The sequence below is a fragment of the Bradyrhizobium sp. FW305-F6 genome, assembly GCF_058782905.1.
Map to the genome: position 1 here is coordinate 34,047 of NZ_JBYSYD010000013.1, position 14,621 is coordinate 48,667.

At 60.3% G+C, this 14,621-nt stretch carries 15 protein-coding genes and 1 pseudogene; 10 read left to right on the forward strand and 6 right to left on the reverse strand.

Annotated elements, in window-relative coordinates; all coding sequences use genetic code 11:
- The first annotated feature begins 9 nt into the window (after nucleotides 1–9).
- Nucleotides 10–1,101 (forward strand): trypsin-like peptidase domain-containing protein, encoded by a 1,092-nt coding sequence (locus AC3WLX_RS35345; RefSeq protein WP_024342331.1) that lies wholly within the window; start codon nucleotides 10–12, stop codon nucleotides 1,099–1,101.
- A gap of 135 nt (nucleotides 1,102–1,236) precedes the next feature.
- Here the strand turns inward: AC3WLX_RS35345 and greA are convergent, their stop codons facing one another.
- The gene (greA, locus tag AC3WLX_RS35350) at nucleotides 1,237–1,716 is read right to left on the reverse strand and encodes a transcription elongation factor GreA (RefSeq protein WP_024342330.1); all 480 of its coding nucleotides are present in this window, start codon (nucleotides 1,714–1,716) and stop codon (nucleotides 1,237–1,239) included.
- Nucleotides 1,717–1,960: 244 nt separating this feature from the next.
- On the opposite strand from greA, the gene AC3WLX_RS35355 reads away from it, so the two are divergent.
- Complete coding sequence (locus AC3WLX_RS35355; RefSeq protein ID WP_035698935.1) at nucleotides 1,961–2,143, forward strand: hypothetical protein; 183 nt, start codon at nucleotides 1,961–1,963, stop codon at nucleotides 2,141–2,143.
- A 268-nt stretch (nucleotides 2,144–2,411) separates the two neighbouring features.
- On the opposite strand, the gene AC3WLX_RS35360 is transcribed toward AC3WLX_RS35355, so the two are convergent.
- Nucleotides 2,412–3,056 (reverse strand): MarC family protein, encoded by a 645-nt coding sequence (locus tag AC3WLX_RS35360; RefSeq protein WP_024342328.1) that lies wholly within the window; start codon nucleotides 3,054–3,056, stop codon nucleotides 2,412–2,414.
- A 298-nt stretch (nucleotides 3,057–3,354) separates the two neighbouring features.
- Between AC3WLX_RS35360 and AC3WLX_RS35365 the strand changes: the two genes are divergently transcribed.
- Complete coding sequence (locus tag AC3WLX_RS35365; protein ID WP_024342327.1) at nucleotides 3,355–4,866, forward strand: ATPase domain-containing protein; 1,512 nt, start codon at nucleotides 3,355–3,357, stop codon at nucleotides 4,864–4,866.
- On the forward strand, nucleotides 4,856–6,544 hold the full coding sequence (locus AC3WLX_RS35370; RefSeq protein ID WP_029674520.1) for an ATP-binding protein: 1,689 nt from the start codon (nucleotides 4,856–4,858) through the stop codon (nucleotides 6,542–6,544). Before AC3WLX_RS35365 ends, AC3WLX_RS35370 begins: the two co-directional genes overlap by 11 nt.
- 38 nt (nucleotides 6,545–6,582) lie before the next feature.
- Here AC3WLX_RS35370 and AC3WLX_RS35375 read toward each other — a convergent pair whose 3' ends face one another.
- The 3 genes from AC3WLX_RS35375 to AC3WLX_RS35385 all read right to left on the reverse strand — a co-directional run bounded on the left by AC3WLX_RS35375 (nucleotide 6,583) and on the right by AC3WLX_RS35385 (nucleotide 7,888).
- Nucleotides 6,583–6,777 (reverse strand): hypothetical protein, encoded by a 195-nt coding sequence (locus tag AC3WLX_RS35375; protein ID WP_024342325.1) that lies wholly within the window; start codon nucleotides 6,775–6,777, stop codon nucleotides 6,583–6,585.
- Nucleotides 6,778–6,854: 77 nt separating this feature from the next.
- Nucleotides 6,855–7,352, reverse strand: coding sequence for an Hsp20/alpha crystallin family protein (locus AC3WLX_RS35380; protein ID WP_024342324.1), 498 nt, complete (start codon nucleotides 7,350–7,352; stop codon nucleotides 6,855–6,857).
- An 80-nt stretch (nucleotides 7,353–7,432) separates the two neighbouring features.
- A complete protein-coding gene (locus AC3WLX_RS35385; protein WP_024342323.1) occupies nucleotides 7,433–7,888 on the reverse strand; it encodes an Hsp20 family protein in 456 nt (151 codons plus the stop codon).
- 608 nt (nucleotides 7,889–8,496) lie between these two features.
- Between AC3WLX_RS35385 and AC3WLX_RS35390 the strand changes: the two genes are divergently transcribed.
- The 4 genes from AC3WLX_RS35390 (at nucleotide 8,497) to AC3WLX_RS35405 (ending at nucleotide 11,554) form a co-directional block, all read left to right on the forward strand.
- The gene (locus AC3WLX_RS35390) at nucleotides 8,497–9,621 is read left to right on the forward strand and encodes a glycosyltransferase family 4 protein (protein ID WP_024342322.1); all 1,125 of its coding nucleotides are present in this window, start codon (nucleotides 8,497–8,499) and stop codon (nucleotides 9,619–9,621) included.
- A 24-nt stretch (nucleotides 9,622–9,645) separates the two neighbouring features.
- A complete protein-coding gene (locus AC3WLX_RS35395) occupies nucleotides 9,646–10,104 on the forward strand; it encodes an RNA polymerase sigma factor (RefSeq protein ID WP_024342321.1) in 459 nt (152 codons plus the stop codon).
- 78 nt (nucleotides 10,105–10,182) lie between these two features.
- Nucleotides 10,183–10,356, forward strand: a complete 174-nt coding sequence (locus AC3WLX_RS35400) for a sigma factor-like helix-turn-helix DNA-binding protein (RefSeq protein ID WP_433994225.1) — start codon at nucleotides 10,183–10,185, stop codon at nucleotides 10,354–10,356.
- Complete coding sequence (locus AC3WLX_RS35405; protein ID WP_024342320.1) at nucleotides 10,331–11,554, forward strand: baeRF10 domain-containing protein; 1,224 nt, start codon at nucleotides 10,331–10,333, stop codon at nucleotides 11,552–11,554. The genes AC3WLX_RS35400 and AC3WLX_RS35405 overlap by 26 nt, the downstream gene beginning before the upstream one ends.
- Before the next feature lie 1,378 nt (nucleotides 11,555–12,932).
- Here the strand turns inward: AC3WLX_RS35405 and AC3WLX_RS35410 are convergent.
- Entirely contained in the window at nucleotides 12,933–13,088 is a 156-nt protein-coding gene (locus tag AC3WLX_RS35410) for a hypothetical protein (RefSeq protein ID WP_196232456.1), read from the reverse strand.
- 592 nt (nucleotides 13,089–13,680) lie between these two features.
- Here AC3WLX_RS35410 and AC3WLX_RS35415 point away from each other — a divergent pair.
- Nucleotides 13,681–13,857 (forward strand): hypothetical protein, encoded by a 177-nt coding sequence (locus AC3WLX_RS35415; RefSeq protein WP_024342318.1) that lies wholly within the window; start codon nucleotides 13,681–13,683, stop codon nucleotides 13,855–13,857.
- Nucleotides 13,858–14,061: 204 nt separating this feature from the next.
- Nucleotides 14,062–14,544, forward strand: a pseudogene (locus tag AC3WLX_RS35420) (DUF3991 domain-containing protein); the annotation flags it as partial.
- Between the last annotated feature and the right edge of the window lie 77 nt (nucleotides 14,545–14,621).

Consider the following 14,621-nt stretch of genomic DNA (forward strand, 5'->3'; position numbering starts at 1 on the left):
GTGATCGAAATGTCAACTGGGCGAGTGATATTGGCGAGGCTTCTTATTTTGGCCTTATCCGCATCTCCGGCTGCGGCCCAGGTACCGGACCTGAAGACGGGCAGCTCTATTCCAACGTTGGCCCCAGTGGTTCGGCAGGTGACGCCGGCCGTGGTCAACATTTCCGTGCACGGTCGTGTGCGCGAGGACAATCCGCTTTATCGCGATCCTTTCTTCCGCGAATTTTTCGACATTCCCAAGCAGGTCGAGAAGGAGGTCAATTCGACGGGTTCGGGAGTCATCGTCGATGCGAACCGCGGCTATGTGTTGACCAACAATCATGTTGTACAGGGCGCGTCTTTGGTTCAGATTACGACCAAGGACGGCCTCCAGCTTCCTGCCAAAGTAGTCGGACGCGATCCTCCTACCGACGTCGCTGTACTGCAGATCCAGAACCCTGTCGGCCTTCAAGGGCTTCCCTTCGGCGACAGTGACGCGCTTGAAGTGGGAGATTTCGTGCTTGCCATTGGCAATCCCTTTGGTCTCGGCCAGACGGTCACCTCCGGCCTCGTGAGTGCGCTGGGTCGCACAGGCTTGAGTAAAGAAGGTTACGAGGACTTCATCCAGACCGATGCTGCGATCAATCCGGGCAATTCCGGCGGCGCATTGGTCAATCTTCGTGGCGAGTTGGTCGGCATCAACTCGGCTATCATTTCACCTGGTGGCGGCAACGTCGGAATTGGCTTCGCCATTCCCGCAAACATGGCGCGGCTGGTCATGGACCAGATTGTAGACAAGGGACGCGTCGAGCGCGGACGCATCGGCGTCTCACTGCGCGACCTCCAACCATCGACCAATAAAGGTCGCCATGAAGGTGCGGTCATCGCGGAGGTGTCGCCGGATTCTCCCGCTGAGAAGGCCGGCTTGCGGAAAGGTGACATCGTCATTATGGCGGACGGTCGTCCGATCCGCACGGCCTCGCAACTTCGTAATAGGATCGGTCTTGCGCGTGTCGGCCAGGACGTGAAGCTTACGCTAGTGCGCGGCGAATCCACGAATTCGGTGATCGTCAGAGTCGCCCCGGCAGCGGAAACGAGTAGCGCGTCTACTCGCTTGCGCTAGGTGCAGGACCGCAAGGCTCACGGCAGTACAAAGCAGCTGAGCGAGATGCGCTCAGGCGGAGCAGCGCGTTTTAATCCCCAACCCCGCGAGAGCTTCCTCCCCAACCAGCGACCAAACGAGAAGGTTCTGTGGCCCCTATGGCAGCCACGTGACGTCCTCAATCCTGTAACTCTTATCTCCTCCGGGCGTCTCTACAGCCACGAGCGCGCCCTTCGACTTGCCAATCAATGCCCGCGCGATCGGTGAACTCACCGAAATCTTGCCTCTGGCAGGATCGGCTTCCGGCTCGCCAACAATCTGGCAAGTTCGTTTCTCGCCCGTATCCTGATCCCTGAGCGTGACCGTCGCGCCGAACTTGATGTTTTCGCCGGAGAGCTTGGATACATCGATGATTTCTGCACGCGCAAGCCTGGCCTCCAGCTCGACTATGCGAGCCTCGTTAAGGCCTTGCTCGGTCAGCGCCGCCTGGTATTCAGAGTTCTCGATGAGATTGGGATCGTCGGTGATCGCTTGCTGAATGCGCTCGGCAAGTTGCGGCCGCTTGGTCCTGATGCGGTCGTTTAGTTCGGCCTGAAGAGCGGCGTAGCCCGCCGCAGTCATAGGTAGGCTTGGCATGGAATTAGCTGGCTTCTTCGGACGGCACTGAGCCGAGGCCGGTCCCGGGTTGGGAAACTGCCCTGAACCATCGTTGTTCCAGAGCACCACACCTTCGGAGCCGATGTACCGAGGCCGCACCCGAGGAACTGGTCGTCCGATCGAGAGTTTAGCGGGTATTCAGAGTGGATGACGGCGCGCTCGCCAGTCGAGCGCTCAGCGTCTACTTGGTTGTATCGCGACAACGAAGAATAGGTGCCGAGCAATGTACCAGCATCCCGAACTCACGCCGCCGATGACGAGTATTGCAATGCTTCTGACGCAAAAGCAGCACCTGATCAGCCGCCTAGAGGAGGATCCTGGCCCAAGGGAGCGCGAGCAGATCGAGCGTATTCTTGAAAAGATTGATGCCGAGCTGGACGCAGTTGATAGCCCTGATCGGCTGTGAGCACTGTGGCATGACGTCCATGTCGACGCGTTCCTATTCTGACCTGGGCAGTGCCGCTCAAGAGGACGCGGCATACCTCGAATCGTTGATCCGGCAGGATTTCGAGCGATGTCATCCCGGAGAGACTCTTGACGATCTCAAACGCCGGGCAGCCTTTTCGAAAGAGGCCAGAGGATTGCTTCGAGACTGGATGGCGGTCGCGGCAAAGCGCGCCGCGGATGAGCGGTCCAGGAGAACTCAGTTCAACTCGGCGGCCTAGCTTACTAGCTTAGATGGTTCGGTTCACCAGGCCGGGCAACTCGCTTTTTATTACGGTCATGATAAAATTCACGGCGATCGCCGCAATGATGAGCGCCATCACGCGTGTCATAACGTTGATGCCGGTTCGTCCCAGGAAGCGCTCAATCGCAGCAGCCATCCACAATGTCAGGCCGATCAGTACTGTGGCGAGGACGGCCGCCGATGCCAAGAATGCCTTTCCAAGCCATCCGGGATTGTCGTTCGACAGAGTGATCATGATGCTCAGTTCGGCCGGTCCCACAAGCAAAGGAAACGCAAAAGGCGTGATGGCAAGACCATGTATGTCGACCTCGCTAAATTTCGTTTCGTCAGCGCGAGGAATGAACTTTCCATATTGAGCTTGAAACATTTCGAACGCGATCACCAAGACGAGCAGCCCGCCCGCAATACGGAAATCATTGAGGCCCACATTAAAAAACGCCAGGATTTCCTTGCCGAACATTGCAGAGCCAACAAAGAAGATGGCTACCGTTGTACAGGCCAAAACGATTATCCGATGAGTCTTCAGCGAACCGGCTCGCCCCGTCATCGCCAAAAAGACCGGGATGGCGCCGACCGGGTTCGTCAGCGCGTAGAGGAGGATCGTGGTGCCGACAAACTGATTCCAAGCCACAGTCTTCAGGTTTTCCTTTGTTCTGCCCCGCCGAGCGGCTGTTCTGCTCAACCGTCTTTGCGGGGAGCCGGGTAATGCCAACTTCCGATCCGGGTTCTAGCCCGCTGCAGCTCCAGCCGCTTGACAGAACACCGGAAATTCGTACGAAATTAGACATTAGGAAGATGTTTGCAGCCACGGTGCCTGCTCAAGGGCCTTGGCCCTGTCTTCGCGAAATCAAGATTATCACACCCGAACCATGGCGGTCAGGCGGAGCAAAGTCTGCTTGCCGTCATGCGCGTGGCCAATCGGAAGACAAATGAACATTCCTGAACGCAGCATCAAAACCCAAGCGATCTCCACCGGTATCGGCGGCTTTGACGGCATCCTCGATGGCGGATACGCGTCGCACCGCGTGCATTTGATCGAGGGCCAGCCGGGAACCGGAAAGACAACGCTCGCGCTGCAGTTTCTCCTCGACGGCGCATCCAAGGGCGAGCGCTGCCTCTACATCACCCTGTCCGAGAGCAAGGACGAGCTACGGCAAGTGGCCGAAACCCACGGCTGGAATCTTGATGGGATCGAGATCTTCGAACTCGTCCCGGCTGAACTCAGCCTCGACCCCAAGCAGCAGCAGACGGTCGTTTACGCGTCCGACCTCGAGCTCGGGGAAACCACGAAGATGACCTTCGACGAGGTCAAGCGGGTCGCGCCGGCGCGAGTGGTTTTTGACAGCCTCTCCGAAATCCGGCTCCTGGCGCAGAACCCGCTGCGCTACCGTCGGCAGGTCATCGCCCTGAAGCATTTCTTTGCCCAGGAGGGCTGCACCGCGCTGCTTCTGGACGACTTGACCGACGAGGCCGACGATCTCAATCTGCACAGCCTCGCCCACGGCGTCATCCGGCTCGAACATAATGCGCTGCAATACGGCGCCGAACGCCGCAGGCTGCGCATTTTCAAGATGCGTGGCCGCAGCTTCCGGGGCGGCTTTCATGACTTCGTCATTCGCAAGGGCGGCCTGGTGCTGTTTCCACGACTGATCGCGTCCGAGCATGTGGATGGCGCGCCGGAGGCCGAGCCGCTTCTGAGCGGCATCGGCGAGTTGGACCAGTTGCTCGGGCGCGGCCTCGACCGCGGCACCAGCACCCTGTTCATGGGGCCGTCCGGATCCGGAAAATCGTCAATCGCGATGCAGTTCGTCACGGCGGCGCTTGGCCAACGCGAACGCGCTCTCTTCGTGACATTCGACGAGACCAAGGCGATCCTGATGAAGCGCTCGGCCGGCATGGGCTGGCATTTGGATCAGCCGATCGCATCAGGACAGCTCCTGCTCGAGCAGGTCGACCCCGCCGAACTGTCGCCGGGAGAGCTCACGGGAATGGTGCGCCGACGCGTCGAGACCGACAATGTAAGGGTTGTGGTCCTGGACAGCTTGAGCGGCTATCAGAATGCCATGCCCGCGGAGCAGTTCATGCTGCTGCTGATGCATGAAATGCTGACCTATCTAAATCACCGCGGAGTCGTGACGATCTTGACGCTTGCCCAGCACGGGCTGGTCGGTTCGATGCAATCCAGTGTCGATCTCACCTATCTTAGCGACACGGTCCTGCTGTTGCGCTTCTTTGAGGCGGCCGGAAAGATCCGTCGCGCGATCTCGGTCCTGAAGAAGCGCACCGGACGCCACGAGGACGAAATCCGAGAGTACCGGCTCGATAACCGCGGCATCCGCGTGGGTCCTCCTTTGGCGGAGTTCCAAGGGGTCTTATCGGGTTCTCCCGTCTATACAGGCCAGCACGGCGCGCTCCTTGCGACGGGGAGCAATGGACAATAATAGTGCAAGCCCGGATGGGCCGGTGCTCGTATTGGCGCCATTCGGTCGTGATGCCCGCGTCGTCTGCTCCGCACTGCGTGACGTCGGCATCCGCGCGTTGCAGCAATCGAGCCTTTCGGAGTTGGTGGGCAATCTGAATGATGCCGCCGCGGCGGTTATTGCCGAGGAAGCGCTAGTTCACGATCATCGTGGCGCATTGGCTCAATGGATCGCCAATCAGCCACCTTGGTCGGATTTTCCCTTCGTATTGCTGACGCTAAGGACGGGCCAAAATGGTGCGGCTCTCACGGAGCTGATTGAGCTGCTTGGTCACGTTACAGTCCTCGAGCGACCATTGGCCGCGACCTCTCTCAGGAGCGCAGTATTGGCAGCCGCGCGTGGCCGAGGGCGCCAGCGGCAGGCCGAAAAGTACCTCGGGGAGTTGAAGCAGATGGCTGAAACGCTGGAGCGGCGCGTGGAAGAGCGGACCGCCCAGCTCTCCGAAGCGAACAAGCGGTTGAGAGAGGAGATGGTGGAACGAGAGCGAACCGAAGTGGCGCTCCGCCAGGCACAGAAAATGGAGGCAGTGGGGCAACTCACCGGTGGCATTGCTCACGATTTCAACAATCTTCTGATGGCTATCATTGGGAATCTCGAGCTGATCGCCCGGCGGGTCGAGGACGAGCGCATTCAACGATATGTCCGCAATGCGATGCACGGCGCGCAGCGCGGCGCCAAGCTGGTCGGACAGTTGCTGACATTCTCCCGCAAACAGCGTCTCGCGCCGGAGCCCGTCGACGTCAACCAGCTGGTGGACACAGTCGCAGAGATGCTGTCCAGAACCCTTGGAGCCTCCATACGGGTCGACGTCGTCACGCAAAAGGATCTTTGGCCTGCACTGGTTGATGCGACTCAACTTGAGCTGATGTTGCTCAATCTTGCGATTAATGCGCGAGACGCAATGCCGGAGGGTGGCCTTCTTACGATCGAGACAAGCGTCCTCCATGCTGTCCCGGAAGATCTGCGAGCCGACCTCAAGCCAGGTGAATATGTCTCGATTGCAGTCAAGGACACTGGCACTGGAATGCCTCCGAATGTTTTGGCACGAGCCTTCGATCCGTTCTTCACCACCAAGGAACCTGGAAAGGGAACTGGACTTGGATTGTCCCAGGTCTACGGGTTTGCCCGCCAGTCCGGCGGGACTGCCAAAATCGAAAGCGAGCTTGGTCGAGGAACGGTGGTGCGAATCCTCTTGCCACGATCAACCGACGTTGTGGTCGGAGGCGACGACCGCCGACTAGATACCCCACCCCGGGGGGAAAGAGAGCACATCCTTGTCGTGGACGACAATGCCGGCGTGCTCGAAACGACCCGGAGCATGCTTGACGATCTTGGTTACCAGGCTATCGCGGCTGGCAATTTGGACGCCGCGTTGGCGACCCTCTCAGATCAAGCCATCGATTTGGCCATCGTCGATCTCGCAATGCCTGGCGTCTCGGGACTGGACGTGGGACTCGAGCTTCAACGAAGGCAGCCCAGCCTTCCAGTGGTGTACTGCAGCGGGTACCCAGATCTCATCGAAGAGACCGGTAAGCGCATCAACGGCAGCATGCTACTAAGCAAGCCGTTCTCCTCGCGGGAGCTCTCCGCCAAACTGGAAGGGATGCTGCGCGCAAAGACCAGCCAACACTCCGCTTGAGACGGCCGTAGCGATCCAAAATCTCGTTCCATTCGGCTTCAGTCGATACCGGTCCGCACGATTGCGCGTGCCAACTCCAGCTCGCTGATCGCCTGCCGCAATGACCTGCGGGCCGCGCTCTTGTCGCCGTTCGCGCAAGCCACTTTAAGTTTCTTAATGTGCTGGACCGCGGTCTCAGCGTGCGCGACGACATCCGCAGCGCCTGCAAAACTGCCTTTCCGCTTTGTGTCCATGGCGGGCACACATCCCCGTCATTTTTGCTGTTTCAAAAGCAAAACGGGAGCGGAGACCCGCTCCCGTCGATCTGCACTCATTTGGAATTGATCGCAATCCGCTTGACCTTCGATTCAGCTTGCGGCAGCTTTGGCATGGTGACCGTCAGCACCCCGTTCTTGAACGCGGCAGAGATCTTGTCCTGATCCACGTCGTCGACCGGAATGCGCCGTTCAAACCGGCCATAGTAGCGCTCGCTGAACTTTCGATCCTTGTCTTCCGTTTCGGTTTTCTTCTCTCCCTTGATCGCGAGAACGCCGTTGACGAGTTCGACCTGGACGTCTTTCTCCTCGAGGCCCGGCAACTCTGCCGTGACCTTGACGTCCTTGTCGCTCTCATTGACCTCGATGCTCGGCCAATTCATCGACTGCTCGAAGAAGCTGCTGCCGAATGGCGCGACATCGAAGCCGCGGAAGACATCGTCGAACAGCCTGTTCATTTCCCGATGCAGGGTAAGAACCGGATTGTAGTTTTCGGAGCGACGGGTGGTCAGATCACGACCACGGCTCCAGGGGATCAGATCAGTGATAGCCATAGCGTTTCTCCTTTCGTTGTTTCCAAAGGCTCGCGACGCGGTGGGGCCATGCCGCGAACTCCGACTGCGAGCAGGCGGCGCTAGGCCGCTTGCTTGTTCTCAACTTGCTGGTGGTCGCCACCTGCGCTGATCGCAATCTGGCGGGGTTTCATGGCTTCCGGAATCTCCCGCACCAGATCGATCTTGAGCATGCCATTCTCGAACGAGGCGCCCTTCACCTGCACGTACTCGGCGAGATTGAAGACGCGCCGGAACGGTCGTGAAGAGATGCCTTGATAGAGATACTGGTGGCCGCCCTTCTCGGCCTTGCGACCTTCAATGGTCAGCAAGTTCTGCTCGGCCGTGATGGAGACCTCGTCCGGCGTGAAGCCCGCAAGCGCCAGCGAGATTTGGTAGTGATCCTCGCCGACACGTTCGATGTCATAGGGGGGATAGTTGTCCCCGCCGGTCCATCGGCCGGAGTCCTCGAGAAGGTCGAACACACGATCGAAACCAACGGTCGATCGCCATAGGGGAGCAAGATCAAGCGTGTTCATAGCCATATCCTCCATTGAGCAACATGGTTCTGGGCGCTTCGGACACCTGCCGGGCGCCCGCTAACCGGGCCCTGCGTTAGGCGCCCGGTGATGCCGCGCGATGGCTCGCGCTTTCACCCACCAAGTTAGAAGTGACCTCAATCGTTTCAAGTCCTGCCGGCATCTTGCGAAAACGGCGATGCCGCACCCATGTTTTTCGGCGAGAGTGGCCGAGGCGAAGATTGTTTCCTATCATCCTGCTGCGCCTCCGCCGCCTCTCCAGTCGTACTTGGCCGAAGAGAGAGACCATGGCAGCAGTCCTCGACGATGTCATCGAAACGGCGCTTCTGGAATCCTTTCCGGCGAGTGATCCGCCGTGCTTTGCCGCGCTCGGCGTCAACATCGGCTCTCCCGACAGGTCCGGCACTTGGCGAGCACGACCAGGGGACCGCTCCACGGCCGCGCCGCCGGAACGACGGGCTCCTTCCGAGGTTCATGGCGCCGCCAAGCGCCGCCAAGCGCCGCCAAGCGCCGCCAAGCGCCGCCAAGCGTCGGCTCAGCCGTCTGGCAAAGCCGGCCGACCTGATGCTTGAAAAGAAATTTACCCGACGGGATGCACGGAGGACCGAATGAAGATCGCGCAGATTGCTCCGCTATTCGAGAGCGTGCCGCCCCGGCTTTATGGCGGGACCGAACGGGTCGTGCACTACCTGACGGAGGAGCTGGTCAGCCAAGGACACAAGGTCACTCTGTTCGCGAGCGGGGACTCCATCACATCCGCCGAACTCGTCCCCTGCACGAAGCAGGCCCTCCGGCTCGATGCGGATGTCAGAAATTCGATTCCGCACCAGATGCTGCTGCTGGACAAGGTCCGCGAGCGCGCCGAGGAGTTCGACGTGCTTCACTTCCACGTCGACTACTTGCACTTCCCACTGTTCCGAACCCAGGCCGGACGGACCTTAACGACCCTGCATGGACGCCAAGACCTGCCCGATCACATGCCGTTCTACGCCCATTTCCCCGAGATGCCCCTGGTCTCGATTTCCAACTCGCAACGCGCGCCGCTGCCGCGGGCCAATTTCGTTGCAACCGTCTACCACGGACTGCCGCTCGATCTGCACAAACCAACTCTCCAGGCGGCCGGTGGCTATCTAGCTTTCCTCGGACGAATTTCGCCGGAGAAGCGACCTGACCGCGCCATGGCGATTGCGCGAGCAGCAGGACTGCCGTTGAAAATTGCCGCGAAGGTCGACAGTGCCGACGAGGCCTACTTCCGCGACACCATTGCGCCGCTGCTCGACGGTCCAGGGGTGGAATTCATCGGCGAGATCAACGAGAGCGAAAAGACCGAATTTCTGGGCAACGCGGCAGCACTGCTGTTTCCGATCGATTGGCCGGAACCCTTTGGTCTCGTCATGATCGAGGCCATGGCATGCGGCACGCCGGTCCTGGCCTTCCGCGGAGGATCGGTCGCCGAGATCGTCGAGAACGGGATCACCGGACGCATCGTCGAAAGCGTCGAAGAGGCCGTGCAGGCCATGCCGTCTCTTCTGGCGCTGGACCGCAAGGCGGTGCGCGCCCGTTTCGAGGAGCGCTTCTCCGCCACCCGTATGGCTGCCGAATACGTCAAGCTTTACCGGAAGCAGCTGCGAAAGCGCCCTGCACCCGAGCGTCACCTGCAGAGCCTCGCGGGACATTCGATCGCACGATTGCATGCTCAGGCGGAAACTGGGTTTCAAAACGAAGCCAATTGAGGAGGCCCAATACGGGACATAACCATGACGCCCATCGATGTCTCGGACGCCAGTATATCCGGCCCTGCGTCTGGTACGTTGGAAAACAGCACGGCATGGGCGCGTTGCCTGGACGGCGATCGGGACGCCTTCCAGGTTTTGATCAGCGCTCACCTGGACGAGCTGTTCGCTGCCGCTGAGCGGGACATCCGATATCAGGTTGCCCTCGGCGATCTGCGCGACGGCGATCTGTCTGCGGAGGAACTCGTTGGCGAGACCCTGCTGCGGGCATGGCGAGACCGCCGAACCCGTCCGCAAGCCCTCGGTCTTCGTGCATGGCTGCTCGGGCTCCAGTTCCGCGTGCTGATGCGCATCGTCCGGCAGGAGCAACTGCTGCGGCGTCTCGTTTCGGTTTCGTTGGAGGCGCGTGCGCCGGAGCCGCCGATCTACGACGATGACGAAGGCTTCTACGAATGGTTTCAACCAGACGAGGTGGTGCGGTAGGAGGACATTCTGTGTGCTGAGTCCGATCTGGAGCCCGCCGCGGGAGTATTCGACCAAAATATTCCGGGTCTATCCCCCATTGCTCGCCAGGTGCTGGTAATGCGTCATGTCCACCGCCTCAGCTTTACCGAAATTGCAGTTGGTTTGCGAATTTCGCGGGAAAGCCTGTCGCAGCTCTGGCGAGAGGGGCAAGCCCGCTTGGCTGAACTGATGAGGAGGACTGCAAATGAAGGCTCTCAGCCTCGCCATTGACGCGCATCACGCTCTCACTCCCGAGTTGCGGGACCGGATCGTTCAGAACGTTCGCGCGCGGATGCAAGAGCACTCCTATCGCTTGCTCTCTCCCGAGCATTTCCGCGCTCTCGCTGCGCTCGACACGGCGGGCGCGCCAGTCGTCAGCCTCTATCTACAGCTGACCCCGGAACGGCGCGTCGGGCGCGCCTGGCAGTCGGCCCTGTCGGCCCTCAGCCACAGGATCTCTCAGACGTCTGATCAGGCCGCTCGGGCCAGCGTCAATGCCGACATCGAGGATATCCAGGGCGCGCTGGATCACCAATTGCCCGAGCTCGGTCGTGGCGCTGCATTCTTCGCTTGCCGCGAACGCGGGATCTGGCGGCAGATCACGCTGCCGATTCCGCTGCCGGACAGTATCCACATCGGCCCCCGGCCCTACCTGCGACCTCTGTTGCGCACCTGGGGCGGCAGCGACCGAATGCTACTTGCGGTCCTTTCGCGGGAGCAGAGCCGCTTTTTCGTCAGCCATCTCGGCACCATCGAAGAGATCTACCGCGTCAAGGGGCAGCGCATTCGGGGCATGCTGACGGATCGCGTCCCGCGCGACCGCCGCGATGCGCTGGCGATCCAACTCATGAAGGACGAAGCAAAGGCCTTGGCTTCGATGGCGGAGATCATAGGCCGGGAGTTCGAAACGTCTCATATTTTGCTCTGTGCGCCTCCCGACATGAGCGCGGCGTTCCGCGATCATCTGTCCAAGGATTCCCTTTCCCGCCTTGCGGCGTTCGAGGCCAGCGTACATGCGTCGTCCGCCGAAATCGGTGCTGTGGCCGCCGCGATACAAGATCAGCTCAAAGCCCGAGAGGAGCGCGAGCTTGTCGACCGGTTGCGCGAAGCGAATCCAGGGGCGGTCTCAACGGGAACGCAGGAGACGTTAGACTGTCTGAGCGAGGGACGAGTTCTCACCTTGGTCGTCGATGACAGCTACGCTTCTGCTGGCTCGCAATGCGGTCACTGCGGGAGTTTGTTCGAAGACGCACAGCTTTCCAAGTGTCCTGTTTGCGGCGAGGCCTCTCTCGAGGCGGTCGATGATCTCTTTGAGGCGGCGCTCCAGCAGGCGCTTGAGCGCAGAGCGCAGGTCCACTTCGTCCGCGATCCGACGTGCCGTTCAGCTCTTTGCGAGAAATCGCCGCTGCAAGCCTTGTTGCGATACTAAAGAGGCGGGCCGCGGGTCGCCTTCTTCCGCGACATCGGTTCTCGAAAAGCGGCCTCGGCCCCGCAGCTGCATTGGCATGCAAAATTGCAAGCGATAGGCAAGTCCGGTCCCGGATCGGTCTCGACCACTTGCGTCCGAAGGAGCGACAACCAGATATTTGGTGCGCGCTCGACCCAATCGCAGGCTGCCCCGGGCCGCCACGAAGGCGCCAAGGCGGTAAAGGCCGTGCCGTCCCCGACTGCCTGCGATCGGGCCGAAAATCGTCCGGCTGAAAGGGTTTCACACCTCGCCAAGGCTGTGACAGCGATTCTACCGGGCAAGCTCGTTGCAAATACTGGAATGTCGCGGGCCCAGAGTATCTCGGCCAAAGGATAGGACAAATCCACCGTGTACTAAGATGCCCAGAATCGCTGCATCCAGACGCCTCCGATGAGCCAGAGCTAAGGCGTTCGATATGGCATCGACAGGGCCAATTATCGCGGCTCCGCGAGCTGGCAGTTCCGCAAACATGCTGGCGATGAATTCTGCCGCCCTTCAGCGGCAGCCCGTACTTACCCGATCTTCCACCCCCCAGCCTTCAATGCACTCGACTACGGAAGCTGGACCCCGCCGATAGATCGTACTCTCAGACCGCCTTTCGGTTAGCCAACTCTAAGTGGCGCACGGCGAGCAACGATGGTTAGTTCTTTGAGGTGCGTCATCTCATGGCTAGCAACTTCGGCGAGCCTCTCTGCGACGTATCTGCGTGTGCTATGATCTCCACCATGAACCAGGCCACTGCACCTCTGCTCCAGAATGGCGTCCAGTCTCGCTCGGATATTCCCGCGAAGGCGCGAGGTCAAAAACTTGCACGGATGGCCCGTCGGCTCTGCGAGCTTTTCTATCGGGCGCGGCAGGCCAAGCTAACTGACAACATGACAATGATCTTTCAGCCAGTATGGGCGAATTGGGCGTAAGCGTGGGGAATGGGGATCGCCACCGTCCATCGCACCCTGCAGGAGCTGAGAGCAACCGAAAGCGCTGACTTCCGCGAAGGCGACCTCGTTATAAGGGATTGGGCCACTCTCGTAAAATCGGAGAGTCCCATCCTACACCTTCATGCCAGAGATCGTCTTGACCTTTCCTCGTGACAAGCAGTTTGTGGCAGCTTTTCATCCGCGCGGGTTAACTTTCCGTCCCCCAGCGGGTCCAGTGGGCGGGGACGCGGTTGCGCTCGGCTTCTGCTACCCGCAATTAGTCCTCGCCGCGTAGATCGCCGGAGGCTAGATCTTGCTCGCGACGAGGTCGCCATACGGGTCTTCGGGTCTCTTATAGCTGTTCCACAGGCGTCCTCATGAACGGTAGAAGGATCAGCTGCAGGCACTATCCCACAGCGTATTTACTGTTTGGTCTCCGGGTGAAGATCGGCCTTCCTTGCGAGCAGCTGTGCGATCAGCTCGGCTATGCCATCCAGTGTGGTTCGGTCAGTGACGCGGGACTGGATCGCCTTGTAATGCTCGATTTTCTTGTCCAGTTCGTTGCACTTCTCACACATCGTCGACCGCCGGGGGGTACCTCCAGGGCAATTAACAAATGATCAGTGCGTTCCAGAACGGAAATAGGATAATTCCAAATCCAACTTAGGCCGACGCGAAGATGGTGACCGTCAACCGTTGCGACGGGAACACGGTTGGGAGCAGCCGGGGGAGAAAGTATTCGGCTGGGCGGGTGGCCCATCGTCGCTGCCCGCGATCCAGCTGAGAGGATTACCATCAAGGTCGCTAGTCACACAAGCTGCGGTCCAAGGGGATCTATGATGTAGAACCATGGCCATCCTGAAGCACGCCGACGAGGTCGCGCCCGGCCGAGAAGCCCCGAAGCTAGCGGCGGCAAGCGGTGGGTGCCGTGGCTATCCGCGCGACCAAATATGCGCCTCTTGGCACACCCGACTTCCGGTGAAGGACCAACCTCACTCTCGAATGGGCTTCCTTGGTTCTGGTGCGGCCTTCCACGATCAACCCGCAAGGGGTTCGCTACGCAAGCGTGCGACCTCTTCGGCTTCGCCTCTCGACGTGACCGCGGCCGCCCCCGAACACGTCGGCGCCTGTCGAGCGGGGATGGTCCCCGCCGCAAGACGGGAGCCTTCAATGTCGCACAATCTCACTCTCGCCCAGAACCACGCCTTCGATCTGGCCCGCACGCTCATGGTGCCGGTCATTCTGTTCCAGGCTGACAACGAATTCGGCGTGATGGTCTCCAGCGAGTACGACGGCGATCAGGACGCCGTCGTTCACGAATACGACCCCTGGTGCCCGGCTCATTGAGCCGGGCGACCGGCTGCCGCTGGCGCCATGCCGGCTGCAAGGGAAGCTTCGCCGCGCCCGATGACGCGGCGACTAACGGTTGGTCAGCGCGCCCTTGCATTCGGCAGGCTTCGCGGCCGGTCGGGGATGCTCCGCAAGGCTGGGAGCAAGAGAGATCAACAGAAGAAAGGGGCGGACTCGCTTGCGCGAGACCGGTGCAGATAAATGGACAAGAGAGAAATCGAAGAGCTGCGCCAAAAGGTCGGCTGCGCGGCCCTGCTCGAGAAAGACGGCTGGAAGGTCGACGTCAGGGAAAGCACCCGACGCGCGATCAAGTATCGGCGTGACAGCAACATCATCATCGTTATCCACGAAGGCCGCGGCTGGTTCGATCCGTTGTCTCCGGCGAAGGGGGACGTGTTTTCGCTCGCCGAACATCTGGGCGCCGATGGTTTCGTCGAAGCATATGACTGTGTTGCGGATATGGTTGGTTTCTGTCCCAGCGCCCCAGCGTGGCAGCGGCCGGCAAGGCCGAAGGGGCCGAGATCCGTTACTGAGCGGTGGCAACATCGCTTTAAGCCGCGCCCGGGCTCGCCAGCCTGGCGCTATCTCACGGACGAGCGCGGGCTGCCGGCGGAGATCGTGAAGCAGGTGATCGCCTTCGATCGGTTGCGAGAAGGCCCCCGAGGCAGCATATGGGCCGCCCATTGTCGCGCGCCATGGAAAACTGCCCCCTCAGCGTCACAAGGGATTGCCCCCTCCTTGGATAGCTGAGGAGAGAGTGA

Coding starts and splice junctions, on each gene's coding strand:
- AC3WLX_RS35390 (WP_024342322.1), top strand. CDS start 8,497: ATGAAGATCGCGCAGATTGCTCCGCTATTCGAGAGCGTGCCGCCCCGG.
- AC3WLX_RS35370 (WP_029674520.1), top strand. CDS start 4,856: ATGGACAATAATAGTGCAAGCCCGGATGGGCCGGTGCTCGTATTGGCG.
- AC3WLX_RS35345 (WP_024342331.1), top strand. CDS start 10: ATGTCAACTGGGCGAGTGATATTGGCGAGGCTTCTTATTTTGGCCTTA.
- AC3WLX_RS35405 (WP_024342320.1), top strand. CDS start 10,331: ATGAAGGCTCTCAGCCTCGCCATTGACGCGCATCACGCTCTCACTCCC.
- AC3WLX_RS35375 (WP_024342325.1), bottom strand. CDS start 6,777: ATGGACACAAAGCGGAAAGGCAGTTTTGCAGGCGCTGCGGATGTCGTC.
- AC3WLX_RS35355 (WP_035698935.1), top strand. CDS start 1,961: ATGTACCAGCATCCCGAACTCACGCCGCCGATGACGAGTATTGCAATG.
- AC3WLX_RS35385 (WP_024342323.1), bottom strand. CDS start 7,888: ATGAACACGCTTGATCTTGCTCCCCTATGGCGATCGACCGTTGGTTTC.
- AC3WLX_RS35395 (WP_024342321.1), top strand. CDS start 9,646: ATGACGCCCATCGATGTCTCGGACGCCAGTATATCCGGCCCTGCGTCT.
- AC3WLX_RS35365 (WP_024342327.1), top strand. CDS start 3,355: ATGAACATTCCTGAACGCAGCATCAAAACCCAAGCGATCTCCACCGGT.
- AC3WLX_RS35410 (WP_196232456.1), bottom strand. CDS start 13,088: ATGTGTGAGAAGTGCAACGAACTGGACAAGAAAATCGAGCATTACAAG.
- AC3WLX_RS35415 (WP_024342318.1), top strand. CDS start 13,681: ATGTCGCACAATCTCACTCTCGCCCAGAACCACGCCTTCGATCTGGCC.
- AC3WLX_RS35380 (WP_024342324.1), bottom strand. CDS start 7,352: ATGGCTATCACTGATCTGATCCCCTGGAGCCGTGGTCGTGATCTGACC.
- greA (WP_024342330.1), bottom strand. CDS start 1,716: ATGCCAAGCCTACCTATGACTGCGGCGGGCTACGCCGCTCTTCAGGCC.